General features: G+C 67.3%; 15 protein-coding genes and 1 tRNA gene. 13 read left to right on the forward strand and 3 right to left on the reverse strand.

The annotated features are described in order from the left end of the window. The first annotated feature begins 146 nt into the window (after positions 1–146). The 6 genes from FMP39_RS31350 to FMP39_RS31375 all read left to right on the forward strand — a co-directional run bounded on the left by FMP39_RS31350 (position 147) and on the right by FMP39_RS31375 (position 10,486). Positions 147–2,426, forward strand: a complete 2,280-nt coding sequence (locus tag FMP39_RS31350) for a hypothetical protein (protein ID WP_228558500.1) — start codon at positions 147–149, stop codon at positions 2,424–2,426. Then, a complete protein-coding gene (locus tag FMP39_RS31355; RefSeq protein WP_141593748.1) occupies positions 2,423–3,757 on the forward strand; it encodes a hypothetical protein in 1,335 nt (444 codons plus the stop codon). The genes FMP39_RS31350 and FMP39_RS31355 overlap by 4 nt, the downstream gene beginning before the upstream one ends. 244 nt (positions 3,758–4,001) lie before the next feature. Then, positions 4,002–4,796 (forward strand): lipopolysaccharide assembly protein LapB, encoded by a 795-nt coding sequence (locus tag FMP39_RS31360; protein ID WP_141593749.1) that lies wholly within the window; start codon positions 4,002–4,004, stop codon positions 4,794–4,796. A 731-nt stretch (positions 4,797–5,527) separates the two neighbouring features. Beyond that, positions 5,528–6,970: a hypothetical protein gene (locus FMP39_RS31365; protein WP_194858637.1), complete on the forward strand. Its 1,443-nt coding sequence runs from the start codon at positions 5,528–5,530 to the stop codon at positions 6,968–6,970. Then, the gene (locus FMP39_RS31370; RefSeq protein WP_141593751.1) at positions 6,960–9,155 is read left to right on the forward strand and encodes a hypothetical protein; all 2,196 of its coding nucleotides are present in this window, start codon (positions 6,960–6,962) and stop codon (positions 9,153–9,155) included. The genes FMP39_RS31365 and FMP39_RS31370 overlap by 11 nt, the downstream gene beginning before the upstream one ends. Further along, entirely contained in the window at positions 9,152–10,486 is a 1,335-nt protein-coding gene (locus FMP39_RS31375; protein ID WP_141593752.1) for a hypothetical protein, read from the forward strand. Before FMP39_RS31370 ends, FMP39_RS31375 begins: the two co-directional genes overlap by 4 nt. Before the next feature lie 69 nt (positions 10,487–10,555). On the opposite strand, the gene FMP39_RS31380 is transcribed toward FMP39_RS31375, so the two are convergent. Together FMP39_RS31380 and FMP39_RS31385 are read right to left on the reverse strand one after the other, a co-directional pair. Further along, a complete protein-coding gene (locus FMP39_RS31380; RefSeq protein ID WP_141593753.1) occupies positions 10,556–11,299 on the reverse strand; it encodes a hypothetical protein in 744 nt (247 codons plus the stop codon). Positions 11,300–11,318: 19 nt separating this feature from the next. Then, entirely contained in the window at positions 11,319–11,888 is a 570-nt protein-coding gene (locus FMP39_RS31385; RefSeq protein ID WP_141593754.1) for a hypothetical protein, read from the reverse strand. A gap of 343 nt (positions 11,889–12,231) precedes the next feature. Here FMP39_RS31385 and FMP39_RS31390 point away from each other — a divergent pair, with 343 nt between their 5' ends. Next, positions 12,232–16,014 carry a hypothetical protein gene (locus FMP39_RS31390; RefSeq protein WP_141593755.1) on the forward strand — a complete coding sequence of 1,261 codons (3,783 nt, stop codon included), beginning with the start codon at positions 12,232–12,234 and terminating at the stop codon, positions 16,012–16,014. Between the two features lie 460 nt (positions 16,015–16,474). Here the strand turns inward: FMP39_RS31390 and FMP39_RS31395 are convergent. Then, positions 16,475–16,547: transfer RNA gene (locus tag FMP39_RS31395), tRNA-Asn, on the reverse strand. 51 nt (positions 16,548–16,598) lie between these two features. Between FMP39_RS31395 and FMP39_RS31400 the strand changes: the two genes are divergently transcribed. The 6 genes from FMP39_RS31400 to FMP39_RS31425 all read left to right on the forward strand — a co-directional run bounded on the left by FMP39_RS31400 (position 16,599) and on the right by FMP39_RS31425 (position 22,937). After that, a complete protein-coding gene (locus FMP39_RS31400; RefSeq protein WP_141593756.1) occupies positions 16,599–17,882 on the forward strand; it encodes an RsmB/NOP family class I SAM-dependent RNA methyltransferase in 1,284 nt (427 codons plus the stop codon). Positions 17,883–17,990: 108 nt separating this feature from the next. Then, positions 17,991–18,902, forward strand: a complete 912-nt coding sequence (locus FMP39_RS31405) for an LD-carboxypeptidase (RefSeq protein WP_141255334.1) — start codon at positions 17,991–17,993, stop codon at positions 18,900–18,902. Then, positions 18,899–20,080 carry a serine hydrolase gene (locus FMP39_RS31410; protein ID WP_141593757.1) on the forward strand — a complete coding sequence of 394 codons (1,182 nt, stop codon included), beginning with the start codon at positions 18,899–18,901 and terminating at the stop codon, positions 20,078–20,080. The genes FMP39_RS31405 and FMP39_RS31410 overlap by 4 nt, the downstream gene beginning before the upstream one ends. Then, complete coding sequence (mpl, locus tag FMP39_RS31415) at positions 20,073–21,545, forward strand: UDP-N-acetylmuramate:L-alanyl-gamma-D-glutamyl-meso-diaminopimelate ligase (protein ID WP_141593758.1); 1,473 nt, start codon at positions 20,073–20,075, stop codon at positions 21,543–21,545. Before FMP39_RS31410 ends, mpl begins: the two co-directional genes overlap by 8 nt. Position 21,546: 1 nt before the next feature. Further along, positions 21,547–22,104: a TlpA disulfide reductase family protein gene (locus tag FMP39_RS31420; protein ID WP_141593759.1), complete on the forward strand. Its 558-nt coding sequence runs from the start codon at positions 21,547–21,549 to the stop codon at positions 22,102–22,104. An 11-nt stretch (positions 22,105–22,115) separates the two neighbouring features. Beyond that, positions 22,116–22,937 (forward strand): inositol monophosphatase family protein, encoded by an 822-nt coding sequence (locus tag FMP39_RS31425; protein WP_141593760.1) that lies wholly within the window; start codon positions 22,116–22,118, stop codon positions 22,935–22,937.

Consider the following 22,937-nt stretch of genomic DNA (forward strand, 5'->3'; position numbering starts at 1 on the left):
GCGCTACCTCGCCTCGGGCGATGTGCGGTGGCGCTTCCTGGGCGGGAAGCTGTACGCGGTGGGGCAGGGCGGCACGCTGCTCTTCCCGACGGCGGAAGGGACGCTGCGGCCAGGCGCCTTCGCTTCGGTGGGGCTGGGGGTGGACAATGCGCGCTGAGCGGCCTTGGGGCAGCGGGCTTGGCCTCGCGCTGGTGGTGGCCCTCCTGGCCTCCGGGTGCGCCTCGTTGCCGGCGAGGCCGGGCCAGGCGGGCCGAGGTGCAGTCCTGGCCTTCAGTCCCCTCTCCGTGCCCGCACAGGCGGCGAGGAGTGCGGCGGCGGGTGTGTACCGGGGGGAGGAGCCAGGCTCCGCGGAGGGGCCGTCCCTGCCGGCGCCGATGGGCTATCGGCGCGGGCCCTTCGGCAGCCCTGTTGGCGAGGAGGGGGCGGGAGGCGAGAACGCAGAGGAGGGCAGAGCCTTCGTCTGCGGTAGCGAGGGCGTGCCCGAGGGGTGGCCTCACCTCGACTCCAGCCGAGAGGTGCTGGAACTCTTCCTGGCGTGTGCCTCGCCCGCGGAGTTCGTGGCCATGCAGCGCGGGGTGGACATGCCCGCGCTGGTGCAGTCCCTCACGGACTGGGACGCCGTTCGCCTGGGGGCCCTGGGGCCGATGGACGCGCCGGCCTCAGCCGTCCTCAGCCGCAAGCGGGCGGCTTTCCTCGTCACGTCCGTGGAGAAGTACGGCGTGCCGTACTCCGAGGTGCTCGCCCTCTTTGTCCTGCACGCGGCCTTCGACGACGAGGTGCGCGAGGTGGTGCAGCGGCTGGCCCGCGACAAGCAACTGGGGGAGACGCTGGGCAACATGCCCGTCGTCCGCGAGGAGATGAAGCGGCGGGGCCTGGCGCTGGAAGGCTTCCCGGAGCGGGGGGAGCAGGCGCGCGACGTGCTGCGCGGGATGGCCCGCGCAGGCCGGGACATGCTCTCCAGCAGCCCGGCGAGTGTTGAGGCCCAGTACTCGGACCTCATGGCGGCGAAGCGCAGCCAGCTTCCCCCTCCGTACCAGGACGCGCTCGACGAAGTGCGCAAGGCGCTGTCGGCGAGGCACTACGCGCCAGGAAGTGTCGCGGCCGGAGCCTTCGACCACCTCACTTTCGGTGTGCCGGTCGGCTTCTACCACCTGGTGGCTGGGACGGGGCACGGGGCGTACTCGCTGGCGCAAGGCAAGTACGAGCAGGCCACACGCGAGCTGGCGCCAGCCGCGCTGATGGTGGCGCTGTATGCCGGGGGCAAGGGTGCGCGCGCCCTGGTGGAGTCCAACTCCGGTGGGCGGGCGAGTCTGCGGAAGCTCGCGGCATCGGAAGTCGAAGCGCTGAAGGCCGTCGTGAAGGAGCTGGAGGAGCTATTTGGCCCCGACGCAGTCCGTGATGTCGTCGCCATGTTCCGGGGCGAGCGCAAGGTCGCCTTCATCGCGGCGACGGAGGGGCCGGCATTCGTCATTGCCCTCTACGAAGCTCGTGGTGACGTGGCGAAGGCCCAGGCCGCGCTGGCCGTGCGCAGCGCGGAAGCCGCCAAGGTAACGCCGACGAAGGGCGTCCCGGAGCGCGCTCCCGAGGCTACCCCCGCTCGGGGCGCTGCACCGAAGTCACTGCGGGAAGTGCCGACAAAGAGGAGCGCCTCGAAGCGACGCGGCAGCTCGGGTCAATTCTCCCAGAACGCAGAGATTTCCGCTGCTGAGGCCGTGAAGGAGAAGCTGCGCCAGGCTGAACTCGAGGCTGCGGACGCACGCCTCCCGAAGGATGTGCAGTTGCTGCGGAAGCTGGCACCGAAGCTGAATGAACCGCCCCCAGGAGTCAAACAGGGGGCCTCGCTCTGGCGGGACTATGTGGCCTACCGCAAGAACCGGCTGAAGGAAATTCGAGATGGCGAACCCGTCAAGGGGCCCCTGGTTTGGGAGGGCTACCAAGCGATGCGTGATCGCTATGCCCGGGGCATGGCGTTCGAGCGGAAGATGGTCGCGCTCCTGGAGGAGGATGCGGCAAAGCCGCAGGTCGAGCGGACGTGGCTCAAGGACTTCGACGAGCCGCACATCGAGACACACGTCGGAGTCGCGAAGGTGGATTTTCGCTATGCGGACGTGCTCGTCATCGAAGGGCGGCCCACCCCGGGGCAGCCCCCTCGGGTGGAGACGTTCAGCTTCAAGAGTCGAGACCTCAGATTCCTGAAGAGTCAGGAGGTGGAAGTTCGGGTGAATACGGATGCGAGCAATGCGATGAAATACTACGGTGGGTCGCTGAGGATTCTGCGGGAAGGCATGCGGCAGCAGGCCGATGTTCGGAGGGTGCGCCTTATCTATGAAGGACCGGAGCTTCTGCCAAAAGAAACGAAGTTGTTTACCGACGCGGCAAGAACGGCAGAGAGGAAGATCAAGGGCGTGGAGGTAGAGCATCAATGAAGTTACTGACAGTGCATGATTTGAATAAGGCCGATAGCTTGAGCTTCACCTTCGAGGGGAGCTTCGACGCGACCCAAGGAGTCGAGCGCGCATTGACGCCCCTAGTTGATGCTCTTGAAAAGCATGCTGAAGGCTGGATGCCAACGGTCGTCAAGTCTGGGCGGAAGCGAAAGTATTCCCGAGAGGCCGTGTGGCGCGCGCTGGAGGAACGGCGCGATGAGTATGGTTCAATCATAGGGCTGTACCGACCAGAGAATCCCGCAGTGTCGCTCGTGTTTAATTTTATACTCACGCAAGATGAGTCCAGCTTCCACTCCCGCCTTGATCTGCAACCGCTTCACTTCTTTTCTGGGGTGGATGCCTGCCGCACTCTTGTTGCAGTGGCTCGTGCCTGGGCTGCCCGGTACTCGGTTCCTTACGCATCGGCTCACAGCATCGCAGACGAGCAGTTGGCCGGATCCCCTTGTTTTGGCCGAAAGGAACGAGATGCGCGAAGGGATGGGTTCGACAAGATTTATGAGCTGTTCTGGCTGAATGTCTTCGGCCCCAAGCTCGTGGAGAGCGTAGGCCGTGAGCGGATGCTCTCGACTCCGGCACACCTTGTGGAGGAGCTTCCCAACGGCTCCGTCCTCCTGGTGCTATGGCCCACTGCCGCCGAGTTCGCCAGCGAGGAGGCTCGCGTGGCCCAGGCCCGAGCCCACGTTCACCTGCGGCCAGACCTCGACTTCGACACGGTGCTGCGCAAGCTGCGGGAGCGCAGCGCCGCGCTCGTGCCCGTCGAGCCGCGCTTCCACCCTGACGTGGCGCCGTTCCTCTCGCGGCTGCCGGACGAATTCGCCATCAGCGAGCGGCAACGGAAGATTGCCGAACTCAACGCATTCCGGCCGCCGGTGCCAGAGGAGTGGCTCCCAGTCGCCCATCCCTCGGATGTGGAGAAGCCGAAGCGCGTCCTCGAATCCTACGGAGACTTGTCCGAAGGACTCGTGGCAGCACTGCACACCAAGGTGCCCTCCATCATGGACGAGACGGCCGAGTCCCTCACGGACTTGGACTTCTACTTCTGGCGGGACAACTTCCCGGAGCGGTACAAGCGCGAACTCATCGACAGTCACACGGCCCCTGCGCTGGGGGCCTACCTGGGGGACGTGCTGGTGCGGCGTCTGGGCGGGACGTGGGTGCTGAGGGCGAAGATGGAAGAGTCCCAGGTGCGGGTGGGCAAGCGCGTCTGGCTGCCCTTCCTCCGCGCCCGTCGGTACATGCAGTCCCGCCAGTCGCTGTTGGACTACTCGCTCACGCAATTCTTCCATGAGGTGGAGCGGTACAGGCCCTGACGGCGGCGGCTGGGTCGGGCTGTGGGGATCGAGGCAGAAGCAGGAGGAGCAAGGGCGCGTGCCCGCAGGCGCGCCTGGCGGCTCCTGCCTCACGCGCCGGTACACGACGTCCAGTGCGTTGCTGCTGGACCATTCACCCCCCCCCAGCCCTCCTGTGGGGAAACGGTTCCTGGGAGACGCGGTGGGTACCACGGTGTGAATGACTGTCGTTTCTTGCGTGGGGTTGAGTGTGAAACATCCAGGGATGTCGGCTGTTGTTGGCATGGTCGCAGGCTCCATGGGCGCAGTCTGGCTCGCGTGGAAGCCTGAAGAGCGGACGATGGCGTGGGTCCAGACCGCGTTGCTTCTCGCCATCTTCATCGCCTTCATTGGCTACAAGTCATGGAGATTCCGGCAGTGGGCGGCGCTCTGTGAGCGGGGGGCCGCGCTGCTTGATGCTGGCGACCTCGGAGCTGCCCAACGCGCGCTCGAAGATGCCGATGGCTACGCCCTCCGCCCTCCGGAGCGCGTACTGACGCGCTTCCACCTTGCGTTGTGTGCGTTGTTCCAAGGGCATGTGGACGCCGCACGCGCGGTACTCTTGGCGCTCTCTCGTGGGTGGCGTACCAAGGAAGTGCCCGACGTCTACGTTCGTGCCCCCGACATGTTGGCGGCATGTCTCGCCCTCCAAGGAGACTTGGTCGAGGCACGGCAATGGCTGGAAGACGCCCATCGTCGCCGCGGGCCAGGCGCTGCGAGCTTCTCGTTAGGGGAACTGCTCATCCTGTGCCGAGAGGAACGTCACGGTGCGACGGTGCGTTTGCTCGACGACCGTCGAGAGGCGATTGAGAAGTCCGGCGTCCTTATCCGCAATCAGCTTCGAGTTATTCGGGCTTTCTCCTGGGACGCGCTCGCCATGGAGACGGGCGGCACCCCGGACGAGGAGCTGAAGGGCTTGGAGCCAGTCCGGCCTGGAGAGTTCAACTACCTTGGCGCCCAGTGGCCTCGAATGGAGGCATTCCTCCGTGCTCGCGGCCTGAGCGAGAAGGAGGCCGCATGACGTTGCCATGTGGCCTACCAGCGGCTGCGCACGAACACGTCCAGCGCGAATGAAAACGGAAACCCCAGTGTGCCGAGGAACACCGCAGCCAAGGCATGGCGGCGTTCAACATCCGGCGCCTGTCCGGCCCTGACTGCGCGTAGGTGCTTCCATCCCAGGAAGGCTCCCGCGAGTGCGCATGGGAACAGGACGAGTCCGAGGCAGGAGAGGGCAAGGACTCCCCAGGCATGAGCCGAGACCTTCTGCGGGACGGCCGGCCGCAGCTCGAGGCACGGGCCACAGTAGACGGTAGCCACGGCACTTCGAACGCATTGGAGGCACACGAACGCCCCGCAGCGGTGACAGGTGTCGATGGCTGCCTGTTCCTGATGAAGGTGACAGCGGGGGCTGTCAGACCACCTCGGCTGCATTGCTACCTCGCCCAGTGCGGGCCTGTTCGTATGGTGCCGCGAACGGCGGGAGCCTGGGCGAATTCATACCGCAGTGCGGAGCGCATCGCTGGTGTGCGAGGCATTCAGAAGAAGCGGCGCGGGAGTTCTCGCTCTCGGCATTGAGCTCCTCGGTTGGCGCCCCGACGGGGCGTGGCACGTCTGTCCATACTCCCAACGGGCCGGGTCGCCTTTGACTCTTGCAGTCAACTTCCCTACTCGGTTTGCAGACCTGTCGGACTGAACAGGGAACCTCTGTGCTGAGCGCCCCTGCTGGGGCCTGCCACGGAGGCGTCCATGGGAATGCATGGGAGTTGGGCCGTCGTCTCGTTGCTGCTGCTGTTGCCCGGGGCCGGAGGGGCGCAGGAGGCCAACACTCCAGAGGACTTCGACGCCACCGTGCGCAGGCTGGAGGAGGCCATCTCCGACAACTCTTCCGACGAGGAGGAAGAGGGAGAGGCTCAGCCCGAGAAGGAGGCTTCTGCACCCGCGGCGCCCGACTCGGCACCTCCGATGACGAACCTGCTGCGCATGGACGCGGCGACGTGGACGTTGCTGCCTCGGAGGGGCGCGGGCACCGAAGAAGGCTTCTTGCAGGTGGAGCCCATGGTGGCCTTGGGGAAGGGGGAGTCGTTCCGCCTCATTCTCGGGGCGCCGGTACGACTGCGGCTGTGGGGTGGAGGTGAGGGCGCAGGCCTCGTGAGGAAGGAGGACTGGGACACGCTGTCCGACTGGGGGCAGGTGGTGCGCCTCTTCATGGTGGGAGGGGATACGCCCAACTCGATGTGGCTGGGCATGATGGAGGGTTACTCCCTCTTGTCCGGGCACCTGGTGCGGCGCTACGGCAACCGCGTCAACCCCGACTACGACCCGGCCGGCGTCATCGCGACGGGGACGCTGGGGCCGGTGTACGCGGAGGCCTTCGCCTCGGACGTGCTGAGCGCGCGCCTGGCGGGGGCTGAAGTAGCCCTGGACGTGCAGCACGTCCTCTTCGGCCGCCCCCCTGTCCCGGGGCGGTACACGCTGGCGTTGTCGGCGGTGCATGACTGGGGGAGGGTAGGCGGCACCGCGCGGCCCATGACGCTGGCGCACCTGGACGCCACCGCCGTGGTGCTGCGGCGCGGGCGCAAGGGGCAGAGGCTGGAGGCGCACCTGCTGGGCGGGTGGGGTGGACGCCCGAGCGAGGGCGGAGCCTGGGGCGCGGTGGTGGGCGTGGGCGTGGATACGCTGACGCCGACGGTGGACATGCGCGCGCGCCTGGAAGGCCGCCTTCAGCGAGGAGGCTTCCGTCAGGGCGCCTTCGGCCCGGACTACGAGTTGGCGCGCTTCCAGGTGGCGGGCCCGGCCTCCGTGCCGCTGGCGGAAGTGTCCTTCCCGGAGGGGGCTTCGGCCTACGGGGAGGTGATTCTCGGCTGGGACGCGGTGCGGCTGAGTGGCATGCGCCAGCGACACCTCTTCCTCTCCCTGGGGGTGGAGGCCTTCTCCTGGGGCCGGGTGGACGTGGACGGGCGTGTGGATGCGCAGCTCTTCCACCGCAACCTCACGGTGGGCGTCGGCGGACTGGCGACGGCCATGGGCCAGCCAGGGGCGCGCTATGTCGTCTCGGGAGAGGCCCGGTGGCGCTTCCTGGGGGGCAACGTCTACGCGTTGGGGCAGGGCGGAACGCTGCTGTTTCCCACGCCGGAAGGGACGATGCGGCCGGGAGCCTTCGCGGCCGTGGGGCTGGGGGTGGACAATGCGCGCTGAGCTATGGCCGTGCGGCGTGGTGGGCCTGGTGCTGTCCCTGGCCCTCCTGACGTCGGGGTGTGCCTCGCTACCCTCACGGGCGGGCCCTGGAGGCACCCTGGCGTCCGTCTCGGGCGCGACGCCCCTGGTGGCCTTGGGGCGCGGTGCTGTCGCGAGTCTCCCCGAGGACGACGCCCACGAGGACTTCGACGCGGAGTCCGCGGACGGACCGCTTCTGCACCGCCGCCGGGCCACGCCGTCTCCCCCGAATCCCGGAGGGGGAGAAACGGCGCCCCTGCGTGTGGTGGGGGCCCTGGAAGGTGTGTGCGGGGACGTCCCCTCGGGCTGGCCGCACCTGGACTCGGAGGACGAGGTGCTGGAGCCCTTCCTGGCGTGCACCACGCCAGCGACCTTCCTGGCCTTGCAGCGCCAGGCGGACATGCCCCGGCTGGTGGAGGCCCTCTCGGACTGGAACGCCGTCCGGCTGGGCGCCCTGGGCCCCCTGGAGGCCGAGGCAGCCCGCGTCCTCCTCAAGAAGCGCGCAGCCTTCCTCGCCACCGCCGTGGAGAAGCACGGCCTGGCCAAGGCGGAAGTCCTCGCCCTCTTCGTCTTGCACACCGCCCACGACGACGAGGTGCGGCAGCTCTTGCGCCTGCTGGCCAAGGACAAGCTGCTGAGGCGCGCCCTGGGGGCCATGGAGGTGGCGCGCGAGGAGCTGAAGCAGCGGGGCATGGTCCTCACCGACTTCCCGGAGCGGAGCTTCCGCGGTGGCGACATCGCGCGCGGGCTGGGACGGGCCGTGGATGACGTCGCGGCCTCCATTCCCCTCGTCGGCGGAAGCCGGAGCATCGATGCATCCGCGCTGCCCGCGCAGCTTCCACCGCCCTACCAGGACGCGTACCGGGAGGTGGAGAACGCCCAATTCCTGGGGGCCTTCGCGCCCAGCAACGTGGCCCTGGCGTCCTTTGACTCCCTCACCTTCGGCGTGCCGCTGGGCTTCTACCACCTGGTGGCGGGGACGGCGCAGGGCAGCGTCTCCCTCGCCAAGGGGGAGTACGAGGAGGCCACGCGACAGTTGGCGCCCGCGGCCCTCATGGTGGGCCTGTACGCGGGAGGGAAGGGGGCGCGCGCGCTTCGTGAAGCGGGCATCTCCCGGCTGGAGCGCGCTCGCCTCCAGGCAGCGGTGTCTAGCGTGGAGTCGTTGAAGGCCGTGCTGGAGAGGTTGGAGGCGCAGATAGGGGAGAGCGGCGTGGGAGAATTGGCTCGCTACCTCCAGCAGAGCGGGGAGTCGGCCCGTCTGGTGGCGGAGTGGGGCGAAGCCGGCGCGCTGGCTCTTCACGAGACACGAGGCAACGTCGCTCAGGCACAGGCCGCATTGGCCGTGAGGTACCGAGAGCCCCCGAGTGCCGCGTCCACCGGAGGGGGCTCCGGGAGAAAGGGCGGTACTCGGCCCTCCATGCCTCCCGAGGCGGCTGGCCTCCCTGCTGAGGTGGCGGAGGCGAAGTTCAAGCAGTTGGAGGCGGAGTTCCCCGGGGAGCGCCTGTCGATGGATGTGGCGGAGCTGACGAAGCACCGTGAGGCTCTGCGGAGGGCGGCTCCCGCAGAAGTCATTGCGGAGCCCCTCTGGGCCGACTACGTGGCGTACCTGGAGACGCGGGCCGCGGAACTCAAGCAGAGGATTGCGGAGAAGGGGCCGCTGAAGTGGGCTGGCTACCAGCTCCTTCGTGACAGGTACGCCCGAGGCTTGGATTTCGAGCGGAAGATGGTCGCCATCCTGGAGGCGGACGCGGCCCTGCCGCGGGCGAAGCGGAAGTGGCTCAAGGACTTCGACCGGCCCCGTATCGTGACGCACGTGGGGGTGGCGAAGGCCGACCTTCGCTTCGCGGACGTGCTCGTCATCGAGGAGGGCACCTCTGCTGGCCCGCAGCCCCGCGTGGAGACGTTCAGCTTCAAGAGTCGGGACCTCAGTCTGCTGACACCGAAAGAGCTGGCTTCGCAGATGGTTGCAGACGCCAAGAACGCTCGGAGGTATTACGGCGAGACGCTGGACATCCGCAGGCCAGAGCTTAGGCGGACGGCAGAAGTGAAGAGAGTTCGTTTGGTCTACGAGGGTGGTAAGCTCAGGCCTGCTGATGCTCGTGAATTGAAGACTGCCTTGGAGGCCGTTAAGGACGAGGTCGAAGGAGTGGAGGTTCTGTTCCCATGAAACCGCTGACCCTGAGAGACTTGGACGCCAAGGACAGCCTGCGGCTTTCTTTTGAGGGAGCTTTCGACCAGCAGGCCGCCCTAGAACACGAGCTTGCACCTTTATTTCAGGCGCTTGAAGAGAATGCCGGCGACTGGATGCCGGATGTTATTGAGGGGAAGCGGAAGCGTACATACTCGCGTGGTTCAATATGGAAGGCGTTGGCTGAAGAGCGGCGGGATAAGAGTACGTCTATCGTATTGCACCGCTCGTCGTTTCCGGCTGTGTCCATGACGACCTACGTCGGGATTGCCACCCGTCGGCCACGGTTGAGCATCAGCCTCTATGTTCAACCAATATCGTTCTTCTCAGGTCTCGAACGCTGCCGCCTGTTCGTGGAGATGGTCAGAGCCTGGGGCATAAAACATCCTGCCGCCTATGCAATGGCGCATAGCATGGCTGATGATCAGTTGTCTGGCGCCCCCAGTTTCGGCCGGGATGATGAGACCGTTTATAGAGACGGATTCGATAAGGTCTACGAGCTATATTGGCTTAACCTCTTCGATCCGAAGCTGGTGGAGTCCGTAGGCCGAGAGCGAATGCTCTCGACGCCCGCGCATCTCGTGGAGGAACTCCCTAATGGCTCCGTCCTCCTGGTGCTGCGGCCCACCGCCGCCGACTTCGCGAGCGACGAAGCGCGTGTGGCCCAGGCCCGCGCGCATGTCCACCTGCGGCCGGACCTCGACTTCGACACGGTGCTGCGCACGCTGCGGGAGCGCAGCGCCGCGCTCGTACCTGTCGAGCCGCACTTCCACCCCGACGTGGCGCCGTTTCTCTCGCGGCTGCCGGACGAGTTCGCCATCAGCGAGCGGCAACGGAAGATTGCCGAACTCAACGCCTTTCGGCCACCGGAGCCGGAGGAGTGGCTCCCGGTCGGCCTTCCCGCAGATGTGGAGAATCCAGAGCGCGTCCCCGAATCCTACGGAGACCTGGCCGAGAGCCTCGTGGCTGCGCTGCATACCAAGGTGCCCAGCATCTTCGACGCGACGCCCGAGTCCCTCACGGACCTCGACTTCTACTTCTGGCGGGAGAACTTCCCGGAGCGGTATGAGCGGGACCTCATCGACGAGCACACGGCTCCGGCGCTCGGGGCCTTCCTGGGCGGCATGCTGGTGCGGCGGCTGGGCGGCACGTGGGTGCCGCGGCAGAAGCTTGAGGAATCCCAGGTGCGCGTCGGCCAGCGCGTCTGGCTGCCCTTCCTGCGTGCCCGCCGGTACATGCAGTCTCGCCAGTCGCTACTGGACTACTCGCTCACGCAGTTCTTCCATGAGGCGGAGAGGTACCGGCCCTGACTGGGCGAAGGTGAGCATGCCGGCGGCGGTTGCTGGGTGGGGTCGATAGCTACCGCCGCAGTCGTCGTGCTAGGCCCTTGAGGCGGGCGGCGTCAGTGACAACACCGCGCCAATCGCCCATGTCCATAGCGGGCGCCAGTCAAGGCCAGGAGCGGCCTTCGCCTCGTGCTGTGCCACGGCTTTCTCCAGGGGCATCCCCGGTGGCAGGTGCATCGTCACGACGTGAGCGGATCTCCCTTCGCCAGTGAGCGCCTCCAGACACAGGCGCCAGAGACGTGGCCCCGACTCTTCAACAATTAGGAGGTCGGTCGCCGTCCATTTGGCACCGTCGCTGTCGGGTAGCTCCAACCCAACAACGTCAGGAGGCACTCCAATGTGCAGCGCGCGGACGGGCAGTCGGACGTCCTCACAGGTGTATCCGTGGAGTTCCGTACCGCGCAGCGATGCGGCGAGGGTAGGGGAGACAGTGTGGCTGGTTTGTCCCGTGGCGTCGTAGACCAGCCGCATCCAATACTGCGCTGCGCGCCGCTGGAGAAGGGAGAGCATTCCCACGTCATCACCTATGACGAGGAGTACGGTCTTGATGAATTGGTCATCCTGCGTGGCTTCTTGGAGCCGCGCGAAGCCAGTGCGGCGGGCAGCGTCTTCCAGCGCGAGAAACGGGAACTGAAAGGCTATGTTGTTGGCGTCTTTCGAAGTGAGGCGTCCAGCGCGAGCGTCCTTAATGATCGAGTCGAACGCGACTTGGGCGTCGCCGAGGGCCCAGTATCGCCGGGCAGGTTCAGGTACGAGGGGCTGAGAGAGGATATCCATAGGGCAGGTATGGTCGCGGCTACTCGAATTTGTAGCCTGCGGCGATTGCGGCGGTCACCAGGGGGTGGTTTTCACGGGGCGACAGGGGGCCGACATCATCTGGACGCAGGACAGTGCCCCCCTCATCGATGACGACCACGTCGCCGCCACGCCGTGCGATGACGCCGCGCCTCGCCCCCCATTCCTCTCCTGCCATGAAGCGCATGGCTCCGACGAGCCCGCTCGGTTCGGAGTCTGGAGAGCCCGGCTGAGCCCACCAGATGGGCAGCTCGGACAGCGCAGCATATGCCTGTTCCCGTTCATCCCAGTGCTCCAGGAAGTACGCACCTGCCAGCCGGCGACATTCGTCGAGCGCAATTTCGTGATTCGTTTGGGGCTGCTCCTGGTGCTCCAGCACGCCGACGGGAACCCAGCCCTCCTTGGTTCGCGCCCACGCGGCCAGGCCCTCCTGCTCTTGTGTCTGGGCCGGGGAGGCCGCCATTTCAGCGTCGGTCAGGCTCTTGTCTCGGAGGAGGGTTAGCAGCGCCCAGCGGAAGTCCGAGGCATCGAACACCCTGCCGTTCAGCTCGCTCTGGACCCTCTTGGGCATTGGGCATTCCCCGTGCGGCATGGAGGCCCTGCCGCTCATCGGAGGCACAGTAGCGAGCCCTCCGTGGGGCGTCGAGGAGTTGCCGACCGCCCGGGTCTAACCCCTGAGTGGTATGGACCAGGAGGCTCGGCGGTGCCTTCGAACGCGTCGCGCCCGAAGGCATGGACCAGCGGCCTCTGGAGAGTCTCTGCCCGCGGGCGGAGGCAGAGACGTGCGGGCCCGGAGCGATTCTTCGAGGCGGTCTTCGGCGACCAGGGAACTCGTCAAGAGTTGGAGTGCCCGCTTGACGAGGGGAGTAGGGAAGGCGGCATCATCCTAATCTTCTGCCCGGACTAAGACCCAAATGTCGATTCCCATCACGAGCACTCCTGCCTATACGTACCAGTACGAAGCGGACGTCTGGTTCTTTCTGCTTCACGCAGAAGAGCCTGCGTTGGCGCTGGTGAATGAGCCTCGAGGGGGCGAGGATGCGGAAGCCACGTTTCCGACTAAGTCCTGGAAGGTGGAAATCCAGAGCAAGAGCGAGCGAGGTGACCTGGATCTTCCCCTCCTGTTGGAGTGGTTGTGGAAATTTCCCGACCGAGAGGCTTCCAATTCGCTCCTCGAACGGTTGCTCTCCAATCCGCAGAGCAGCGCGCTTGTCGTCGCGGGCGGGCGGTGCACCGATTCCATCCGGAGGTTGGTCTCCGACGGCACGAATACGGTGGGCGAGCGTGATAGCGGACTCGAACGAAAGGAGGCGAATGAGTTTCTGGGGAAGGTCTTGGACGTCACTGGACTGCCGGCAGGAACCGAGCTGGAGAAGAAACGCCTCGCGCATCGTTCGGCCCTGCGCCTGAACATTAACGACGTCTTTCGTCTCACCCGGCGCATCCATATCTTTGAGGAAGTGACGCGCGAGCGCATCCAGGCCGAATGCCGGCGGTTGCTCGTCCTGTATCGCGTGCCGGCGAGCCAGGCCGACCACGTGTTCCGGCAGATGGTGGACTACGTCCGAGAGAAGGTCCCCGACCGCGATGACGTGGCCCCTGGACTTCGGAAGATTTTGTTTGAGAGCGCCAGGTCGCGCGTCTTCAACGATGACGCGGAGCACATCGAACGGCCGGAAGAGAGGGCGCTGCTCGACAGGCTGAGGGACAAGCGCGTTCTTCTGCTCACCGGTCCCGGCCGGTGCGGAAAGACATTCCTTGCCAAGTGGCTTGCCCAAGCTCAGCAGAATCAGGGGTTCGAAATCGGGCGGGGCGATCCGCAGGAGGCCACCCGTTTTCTTCTTTGGGCGGGTGAATATGACCGCCTGTTCATCATCGAAGGTGCATTCGAGAAGGCGGCCAAGTCGGGAACCGTCCATCAGACATGGGAAGCGGTGGAGCAGGTGATCCGCGAGCTGCCGGAGCACTGCCTGCTTATTGTCACTGCGTCGAAGGAGTCGCTGCGCGACTTGCTGGACGCAGACGGTATTCCGACTCCGTTGGAGGGGTTCCCCTGGGTAGATCTCACGGTTCGGGATCCCACGCTCGCGGTTCGGATCTGGCAGAAGCACGCGGAGCTCGCCGGGCTTTCAGAGGTGGAGCGCGAGCGGTACTCCGAACACTTGCGCTCGCTCGCTCCTGACTTCCTCGTGCAGCCGGGGCAACTATGGCACCTTGCCCGCAACTTTCCCAAAGGCGAGACACGCCTGGAGGACTTGGACAGTATAGCGCGTGTCAATGCTATCACGCTGGCGGCCGAGGTTCGTCCCATGCCGGAGATGGCCCGGCTCGTGCGTGCGCTCGGCATCAGCACGACCGCGATGCGACCAATCCATCTGGATGACCTAGCCTTTCTCATGACGGATCGAGAAGACCGGCCGGGGCTCGACAAGTCGAATGTCGGCGGGCTCGTGTCGGGCGAGAGCGAGCCCCCCTTTCCATCCTACTCGCCTCCGCCGCGGTTGCCCGATCCGTATTCGGCTCTTCTCGACGAATTGGAGCGCAGAGGTTGGATCCGCCGCGACGGAGATCTGCTCCTCTTCGCGCATCCGGACTACGAGGAGGCGGCCCGTATTCTGTTGGCGCCGTTGCCCCATGGGCAACGGCGTGACCTATGGTCGATGCTGGAGCGGGCCACGGCGGGGCTCGGGGTGAACGCCGCACCCACGGCGACGAGGGGGCTTGCGCGTCTATTCGAGAAATACACGTCGGAGGACGACCGGCAGCAGCTTCTTCGGATCGGGCTCGGCGCGTTGCACTCAATCTTTCCTGCAGTCTCGGACGAAGCCCTCCTGTTCTTGCTGTTTCAGCATTCGCAGTTGGACAAATCTGACCAGAAGAAGGTCTGGAGATGGCTTGCCGACGGCGGACGAAGTGGCGCCTTGGTGTCTTTTCATAGAGGTCAGGCGTGGGCTCCGCCGCAAAAGTCCTGGGACGAGCTGTTCCGCGACCAAATGCACGAGGGCGATGCTCTCTCTCCCGCCGAGCTTGATACACCCGAGAAGGTGTGGAGGGCGCTCCAGGGTTCCACCACCCTTGCTGTGGTAGAGCACGGCCTGCGCTTCCCGGAGGTCTTCATCCGGGCGAAAGCCGCGAAGCGGTACATGTCGCTCGCCTCGCAGGAATCGGAGAGAGCGTGGAGCGCGATACTGGATGACCACCCGCTCGTACTCGCCGCCGCATTCAAGGGAGCGATTCGCAGCTGGCCGTCCTATTCTCCGGAGTTGCGGCAATTCTTCCTGGAGGGGCTTACGCGGGCGGCATCCGTCCCGACCGGCGCTGCGGCGCTCTCCGGGAAGATGTGGCGTTTCGAGTCCGAATGCGAAGTGGGACCCCCCGAAGATCAGGGCGAGCGGTGGCGGCTATGGGGCGCGCTGCTACCAACGTTTCTGGACGCCGCGCCGCCGCTTCGCTGGACGCTCGGCGAGGACACCATCTACGGGTTGTTCCACAACGCCCGGAAGTATCTGTCCCAGGATAGCCAGCGCAACATGTGCTGGGCTTGGCTCCGTTGGGTGAAGAGGGGGTTGCGGGAAACGCTCCCCGCCGGGGACACACTCGCGGTCGCTGACTTCCTACTCAAGATCGTTCCAACGGACTCGACTGAGCGTGGGGCGTTGCTCCCTGAGTTGTTGCAGCACGAGGACACTGGGTTCACGCTGATTAACGTCAGGGCATTCATCGAACGCTGGGACAAACTGTTGCCTGTCGAGCGTGATGCCGTGCTTGCTCTAGTAAACGGGACGCGAGGGGATCGGCAGTGGATCCGCGCGGTTGCCCTGACGAGTCGGTCCGTGCCTCCCTCTCTTGTGGAGGCGATTTGCGGGCGGGCGGATGGGCTCGGCTTGTCACCGGTGGAACTGGAGAAGATCGTTTCGCCGGAACTCTTCATGCGTTGTCTCAAGGTCTCTTTCGGGAACCCGCAACCTCTGTGGTGGCTGGGACTGCAGGGCGGTACCCACCCGGTCTGGCGCTCCGCGGCTGGTCACGTCCGCTCCCGGCCAACGCACGCGGCGTTCAAGCGCGCTTGGCGCGCCGCGTACTCCGTGGGAGACGAGGCGCCAGAGGCGCTCCTGTATCAGTGGCAGTCTCTGTGCGCGGGGGCGAAACCAGAGGATTTGGAGCCGCTCTTTGAGGTGCTCATGATCCTGACGGCCTCCATCAACATGGAGTTCCATGAGTATTGGTCGGCGTTGTGGCACCGAGGGTTCTCGGATGAGCAGCGGGCCATCTGGAGCGGGCGACTCGCCGAACACTTGGAGGAGCTGTGTACATTCTGGAGCCCACCAGAACTCTTCAAAGACAAATCTCTTTTCAACATGGTGCTGTCTCGGGTCCAGCCCGACAGTGCCTTTCTCGTTGCGATGGTCGAACTTCGGAAATCCGTAGAAGGCTTCATCAAGCTCGTCGCGGATTTCTATTCGTCGCCTGAAAGAACGCCTCGCCTGATTTGGACTCACGACCTCGTGTTGGAGCGACTGAATCCGATTGGCTCCGAGAAGGACCTCCAGAAGCAGGTCAGCGCAGCGCGCGACGCCGCATTCAATCGACGGACGAAGTTGTTTCGCGAGGAGAGCGACATTGACGGGGAGGACTGGACTTACATCCACCGAGTAGCGGGGCTGGCCTCGGACAAGCCGAAAGGTTCATCGGAATAGGGCCAGGACGCATAGCGTGCGTCCCGGGTGGAGGGGCCGCTGGAGCCGAAGCCCGTTGCAACCTCCATTTCCGGTGCCCCCTTTGCAGAGAGCCGGAAAACAGGCGAGCGACGACTCTAGAAAGCAGAGAGAGACGCCTTCCCAGAAACCTGAGAGCGGAAAGAGCGGGTCTCCAGGGGAATGTTGTTAACCGCCTTCCCCGCTGGTTAACGGCACCTGTTAACCGCTCTCGGTCTCTCTCTCCCCAGAACGGGTGAAAGAGCGGGCCAGAGTGCCCGTTGGCGGTGGAAGAGAGGGGTATCGCGGTCTGCGGGGTGGAGAGCCGAGAGAGGCCCTCTTCAGCACCGCGAGCCAGAATCCCTTGGGATTCAGCGGCTTAAGCACAAAGGCCCCGCGATATGCATCGCGAGGCCTCTGTTAAACAAAAAGGCCCTGCCAGTTGGCAGGGCCTTTCGAGTAGCTCCCCGACGTGGACTCGAACCACGGACCTAGTGATTAACAGTCACCCGCTCTACCGGCTGAGCTATCGGGGAATATGTCCTCACGGCGGAACCGCGTTGCCGTGATGAGGCGCTTTCTAGAGAATGGTGCCCGCTCTGTCAACAGTCCCTTTTGATCCGCTCTCCCGGCTTCACCTCCAGCCCTGGTCCGCGCTCGCCGGCCTGGGCCCCGTGGCGGCCGATGCCATCGCCCAGGTGCTCGCCGGCTCCGCCGCTGAGCGCGTGCTCGACCGTACTCTACGTGACCATCGCTCTCTGACCCGAGAGCAGCGCCAGGCCCTCAAGGAGGCCGTCTTCAACGTCGGGCTCTGGCGGCGCCGCCTCGGGTTCCTCCTGAGCCGCGAGGATGCCGCTCCTCCCTTCCTGCTCCATGCCTTGATGCACGGCCTCTCGGGCGTCCCAGCAGTGGAGTCCGCCGCCCTGGCAGGGCTCGGGGATGGGGCGCCGCCCCCGTTGGTTTCGGCGCCGCCCCCGACGCTCGCGCTCCGCGCCTCCCTGCCGGACTGGCTCGCCGACCATTTCGCCCGGGAGTTCGGTCCCGAGGCCGACGACTTCTGCGCCCACCTGAACGTCCCCGGGCCCATCACCCTCCGGGCCAACGTGCTGCGCACCTCGCGGGAGGCCCTTGCCGAGCGGCTTCGCTCCGAGGGCGTCGAGACGCGCCCGGGGACATGGAGCCCGCTGGCGCTCCATATCGAGGGTCCCCGGCCCAACCTCTATGGGCTCCGTTCTCTCCAGGAGGGCCTGTTCGAAGTCCAGGACGAGGGCAGCCAGCTCCTGGGGCTCCTCGTGGAGGCCCGGCCCGGGGAGACGGTGCTGGACCTCTGTGCCGGCGCGGGCGGCAAGACGCTCCAATTGGGCGCGGACATGAAGGACTCGGGGCGGCTCCTGGCCTATGACCCGGACCCCGAGCGGCTCGACCGGCTCCTCCAGCGCTCCGCCCGGGCTCACCTCACCCGAGTCCAGGTGCTCCGAAGCCTTCCCGAGGGCCTGGACGCGGACCGGGTGCTCGTGGATGCGCCGTGCTCGGAGCTGGGCTCCCTGCGCCGGGGGCCCGACCAGCGCTTCCGCATCCAGCCGGAGGTGCTCAACCGGTTTCCGGCGCTCCAGCAGGACATCCTCCAGCGTGGGGCCCTCCTGGTGCGGCCCGGCGGGCGGCTCGTCTACGCCACCTGCACCGTCAACCGCGCGGAGAACGAGGACGTCGTCGCCGCCTTCCTGGCATCTCGCCCGGACTTCCGCCTCATAAGGCCCGGGGCGGGGTGGCTCTCCGACGCGTGTCTCCGCGACGGATTCCTCTTCGTCGCGCCCCACCGGCACGGCACGGACGCCTTCTTCGCGGCCGTCCTGGAGCGGTCGGCAGGGTAGGGGCGGGGGCGACAGGCGGTTGCAGTGTCCGTGTCCCGACGGACGGGGGGACTCAACGCTTCGTCCGCCCGGGCCTCGAATCACCGTGCCCCTCGGGCCCCGGGTGCTATGAAGCGCCCCGTGCGCTGGCTCAAGCCCCTTCCGCTCCGTCCTCGCGACGCCGTGCATGTCGTCGCCCCCTCCGGGCCCTTCGACCGCCCGAGCTTCGAGGCCGGCCTGGCCGTCATCGCGGAGCGCTACAGCCCCGTCCACGGCCCCGACATCTTCGCCGCCCACCGCTACCTCGCGGGGGATGACGCGCGCCGGGGCGGGGAGCTGTCGCGCGCTCTGCTGGACCGGGACGCCCGCGCCATCTTCAGCGCCCGCGGTGGCTACGGCAGCGCCCGGCTCCTGCCGGACCTTCCCTTCGCGGACGCCTCGCACGCGGCCTTCGTCGGCTTCTCCGACCTCACCTCCGTGCACGGGGCGCTCCAGGCGCTGGGGCGCGTCTCCTTCCACGGGCCCGTCCTCACGCAGCTCGGCCGGCAGCCTCCCGCGGTGCGCGAGTATCTGTTCCGACTCCTCGAGTCCCCCGAGGCGCCACCTCCGCTGACGGGCTCTGCCACCTACGTGCCCGGCATGGCGGAGGGGCACCTCGTGGGCGGCAACCTGTCCGTGCTGTCGCGCCTCATCGGCACCTCGTACATGCCGCCGCTCGACGGCGCGGTGCTGCTGCTGGAGGACGTCACCGAGCGCCCCTACCGCATCGACCGCATGTGGACCCACCTTCGCCTGGCGGGTGTCTTCTCCCGCGTGCGAGGCATCGTCCTGGGCGACTTCACCGGGTGCGAGGAGAAGGGCGCGGACTACTCCAGCGCCGACGTGCTCCGTGAGCTCGCGCGCGAGGCGGGCCTTCCCTGCGCGGCGGGCTTCCCCATCGGCCACGGTGACATCAACTACCCCGTGGCGCTCGGCACCCAGGTCCGCCTGGACGCGGACGCCGCGCGCCTCACCTTCCTCGAAGGAGCCGTGCGGGCATGAGTGGCGGTACCCACCCCATCGCGATTCTGCAGAAGGTCCTCGATGACGCCTGTGAATTGGGCGTCTTCCCCTCGGCCCAGGCCGTCGTGCTGCACCGGGGCGTCCAGGTGTTCGGCGGCGTCGCGGGCAAGGTCTCCGGCGACACGCGCTTCGACCTGGCGTCGCTCACCAAGGTCATCAGCACCACCTCGCTCTTCCTCCGCCTCTGGACGGAAGGGAAGGTGGGGCCGGAGACGCTGGTGTCCCGCTACTTCCCGGGCACGCCCGTGGGCGACGCGGGCGTCACCGTGGCGGACCTGCTCTACCACCGCTCCGGCCTGCCGCCCTTCGTGCCCTTCTTCGCGCAGGCGCTCACCGCGCACCCCGAGCTGCTGGACGCGGACTGTCCCTCCGCCCTGCGCGCACGCGTCCGCGACGAGGTCATCCAGGCCGCCGCCGCCACGCCGCTCGCCGCCGAGCCCCAGACGCGCGCCGCCTACAGCGACGTGGGCTTCATCCTCCTGGGCGAAATCCTCTCGCGGGCCGCGGGCGCTCCGCTGGACACGCTCTTCTCCCGCCACGTCGCCGAGCCCCTGGGCCTCAGCGCCCGCTTCCACCGCCTCACCGACTTCCCCGCGGACGCCATGCCCGCGCCCACCGGCGCCACCCGCCCGCGCGAGCCCGCTCCGGGGCAGGAGACGCTGTGGAAGGACGTGCCCACCCAGCCCACGCGCCCGGGCGAAGTGGACGACGACAACGCCTGGGTGATGGACGGCGTCGCCGGTCACGCGGGCCTCTTCGGCACCGCCGTAGACGTGGCCCGCTTCGGCCAGGCCGTGCTGGACGGCTGCGCGGGTGGGGCCATCATCGCGCCGGGGCCGCTGTGGCACCGCGCGCTGGCCACGGACCCGAAGGTGGAGGCCAGCACCCGCTCCATGGGCTTCGACTCGCCCTCCGAGGGCGTGTCCAGCGCCGGGCACTACATTGGCGACACCCCGCCGGGCGCGGTGGGGCACCTGGGCTTCACCGGCACCAGCCTCTGGGTGGACCTGCGCCGCTCGCTGGTGGTGGCGCTGGTGACGAACCGCGTGGCCAACGGCCGCCAGGAAACGCGCATCCGGGATTTCCGACCGCTCTTCCATGACTTCGTCGTGGAGGCGCTCGAGCTCACTGAAACGAAGCAGGGACACCATGGCTGACGACAACGGAAACGTCCTCGACACCCTCGAACCTGGCAGCGTGCGCCGCATCCACCTGGTGGGCGTGGCGGGCACGGGCATGGGCTCCTTCGCCGGCATGCTCAAGGCCGCCGGCTACGACGTCACTGGCAGCGACGAGAATGTCTACCCGCCCATGAGCGACATGCTCCGGACGTGGGGCATCCCCGCCGCCACGCCGTACCGTCCGGAGAACCTGGACGCGGCGAAGCCGGACCTCGTCATCATCGGCAATGTCATCCGCCGCGTGAATCCCGAGGCCACCGCCGTGCGCGAGCGCGGCCTCAAGCAGATGAGCTTCCCCGCCGCGCTGGGCTCGCTCTTCCTGGACCGCTCGCACTCCGTCGTCGTGGCCGGCACCCACGGGAAGACGACGACGTCCTCGCTCATGGCCCACGTGCTGGTGGCGGCGGGCAAGGACCCGTCCTTCCTCGTGGGCGGCGTCACGCAGAACTACGCGGGCAACTACCGCGTGGGGAAGGGGCCGCACTTCGTCGTCGAGGGCGACGAGTACGACACCGCGTACTGGGACAAGGGCTCCAAGTTCCTCCACTACCGGCCGCGCACCGCCATCCTCACCAGCGTGGAGTTCGACCACGCGGACATCTTCCGCGACTTGCCGCACTACGAGGCGACCTTCGAGAAGTTCGTCCGGCTCATCCCCCAGGACGGGCAGCTCATCGTCTGCGCCGCCTACCCCAACGCGGTGAAGCTGGCGCGCGAGGGCTGCCCGGGGCGCGTGGTGACGTACGTGGCGAAGGAGGGCGCGGACGCGGACTACACGCCGCGCAACCTGTCCTTCGGCCCGGACGGCGCCCGCTTCGACGTGGTGGCGCGCGGCGAGGTGCAGGGCACGGTGCAGCTCCCCATGGGCGGCGCGCACAACGTGGAGAACGCGCTGGCCGTCATCGCCGCGGCGCAGGGCTTGGGGCTCACCTTCGACGAAATCGCGCAGGGGCTGGCCACCTTCAGCGGCGTGAAGCGCCGGCAGGAGATTCGCGGCGAGCCAGACGGCGTCCTGGTGATTGACGACTTCGCGCACCACCCGACGGCGGTGCGGGAGACCATCGCCGCCATCCACCACCGCTACCCGGAGCGGCGGCTGTGGGCCATCTTCGAGCCGCGCTCCAACACCAGCCGCCGCAACATCCACCAGGAGGACTACGCCCACGCCTTCCCCGGCGCGGCCCGCGCCAGCCTCAAGGTGCCCGAGCGCCACGACAAGGTGCCCGTGGGCGAGGAACTGGACGTGCGCAAGCTCGTCACCGACCTCCAGGCCCAGGGCATCCCCGCCGAGGGCGCCACGGACGTGCAGACCCTGGTGGACCTGGCCGCCCGCGAGGCCCGTCCCGGCGACGTGCTGCTGGTGATGAGCAACGGGGCCTTTGGTGGTTTCATCGACAAGGTGCTCGCGGCCCTCGCGGCCCGGGCGCAGAAGGAAGCCTGACATGCCGCGCCTGCCATTCGCCGTCGTCGTTGGGGCGCTCGCGCTGTCCGGCTGTGCGAGCGCTCCCTCCATTCCGCCTCCAGGGCCAGAGGGGCAGGGGACTTCGCAGCGCAGCGGCCTCAAGGGCTCGCAGCCGCTGGACTTCCAGGTGAAACGCTATCCCGACGGCGAGCCGTATGACCTCGCCTCGGACCGGGGCAGCGTGGTGGTGCTCGACGTGTGGGCCACCTGGTGCGAGCCCTGCAAGGACGCGCTCCCCTACTACCAGGACCTCGCCAACGAGTACGCGGCCCAGGGCCTGAAGGTGTACGCGCTCAACATCGACGAGGACCCGCGCGCCATCCCCGCCTTCCTGGCGGAGACGAAGGTGACGCTGCCCATCCTCCTGGACCAGAACGCCCAGGTGGCCGAGCGCACCCTCAAGGTGCGGGGCATGCCCACCACGTATTTCATCGACCGCAAGGGCATGGTGCGCCATGTCCATGAAGGCTTCGCGGAGGAGTTCCTCGCGAAGTACCAGACGGAGCTCGAGGCGCTGCTCGCCGAGCCCACCCCGTAGAGGAGAGCGTCATGTCCCAGGACTCGCCCGACAACCTGCGCCGCACCGCCGAGGAGGGGGCCCGGCTCGCTGGCCGCATCCTCGCGGACCGGTTCCTGGGCGAGCGCACCATCGAGTTCAAGGGCGGCATCGACCTGGTGACGGACGCGGACAAAGCCTCCGAGGAAGCGCTGCTCGCCTTCATCCGCGAGCGCCACCCCGACCACGCCATCCTCGCGGAGGAGAGCGGCGCCACGCAGGGCACCGACAGCCTGCGCTGGCTGGTGGACCCGCTGGATGGCACCACCAACTACTCGCACCGCGTGCCGCACTTCTGCGTCAGCGTGGCGGTGGAGGGCCCCGGCGGCGTGCTGGCTGGCGTCGTCTATGACCCGATGCTGGACGAGCTGTTCTCCGCCGCGCGCGGGCAGGGCGCCACCCTCAACGGCCGTCCGCTGCGCGCCAGCACCGTGTCCTCGTTGGACCGGGCGCTGCTCTGCACGGGCTTCCCCTACGACGTTCGCGAGCGCCCGGAGGGGCCGGTGGGCCTCTTCACCCGCCTCATCCTCCACGCGCAGGGCATGCGCCGCACGGGCAGTGCCGCCATGGACCTGGCCTACGTGGCCGCGGGCCGCTTCGACGGCTTCTTCGAGTTCGGCTTGAAGCCGTGGGACATCGCCGCGGGCTCGCTGCTGGTGGAGGAGGCGGGCGGCGTCGTCCGCCACATCTCCGGCGAGCCCTTCGACGTGCTGCGCGGCGACGTGATTGCCTCCGCGCCCGCGCTGGCTCCGGCGCTGCTGTCCGAGGCGAAGCGCTTCGTGGACGGGCTGCGCGAACACCCTCCGCGCGGCTGA

Source organism: Myxococcus sp. AB056 (assembly GCF_006547365.1).
Taxonomy (GTDB): domain Bacteria; phylum Myxococcota; class Myxococcia; order Myxococcales; family Myxococcaceae; genus Myxococcus; species Myxococcus virescens.

Bases quoted from the DNA above. Each gene is read 5' to 3' on its own strand.
- FMP39_RS31350 (WP_228558500.1), top strand. From the start codon at position 147: ATGCGCGCTGAGCGGCCTTGGGGCAGCGGGCTTGGCCTCGCGCTGGTG.
- FMP39_RS31355 (WP_141593748.1), top strand. From the start codon at position 2,423: ATGAAGTTACTGACAGTGCATGATTTGAATAAGGCCGATAGCTTGAGC.
- FMP39_RS31360 (WP_141593749.1), top strand. From the start codon at position 4,002: ATGTCGGCTGTTGTTGGCATGGTCGCAGGCTCCATGGGCGCAGTCTGG.
- FMP39_RS31365 (WP_194858637.1), top strand. From the start codon at position 5,528: ATGCATGGGAGTTGGGCCGTCGTCTCGTTGCTGCTGCTGTTGCCCGGG.
- FMP39_RS31370 (WP_141593751.1), top strand. From the start codon at position 6,960: ATGCGCGCTGAGCTATGGCCGTGCGGCGTGGTGGGCCTGGTGCTGTCC.
- FMP39_RS31375 (WP_141593752.1), top strand. From the start codon at position 9,152: ATGAAACCGCTGACCCTGAGAGACTTGGACGCCAAGGACAGCCTGCGG.
- FMP39_RS31380 (WP_141593753.1), bottom strand. From the start codon at position 11,299: ATGGATATCCTCTCTCAGCCCCTCGTACCTGAACCTGCCCGGCGATAC.
- FMP39_RS31385 (WP_141593754.1), bottom strand. From the start codon at position 11,888: ATGCCCAAGAGGGTCCAGAGCGAGCTGAACGGCAGGGTGTTCGATGCC.
- FMP39_RS31390 (WP_141593755.1), top strand. From the start codon at position 12,232: ATGTCGATTCCCATCACGAGCACTCCTGCCTATACGTACCAGTACGAA.
- FMP39_RS31400 (WP_141593756.1), top strand. From the start codon at position 16,599: ATGGTGCCCGCTCTGTCAACAGTCCCTTTTGATCCGCTCTCCCGGCTT.
- FMP39_RS31405 (WP_141255334.1), top strand. From the start codon at position 17,991: ATGAAGCGCCCCGTGCGCTGGCTCAAGCCCCTTCCGCTCCGTCCTCGC.
- FMP39_RS31410 (WP_141593757.1), top strand. From the start codon at position 18,899: ATGAGTGGCGGTACCCACCCCATCGCGATTCTGCAGAAGGTCCTCGAT.
- mpl (WP_141593758.1), top strand. From the start codon at position 20,073: ATGGCTGACGACAACGGAAACGTCCTCGACACCCTCGAACCTGGCAGC.
- FMP39_RS31420 (WP_141593759.1), top strand. From the start codon at position 21,547: ATGCCGCGCCTGCCATTCGCCGTCGTCGTTGGGGCGCTCGCGCTGTCC.
- FMP39_RS31425 (WP_141593760.1), top strand. From the start codon at position 22,116: ATGTCCCAGGACTCGCCCGACAACCTGCGCCGCACCGCCGAGGAGGGG.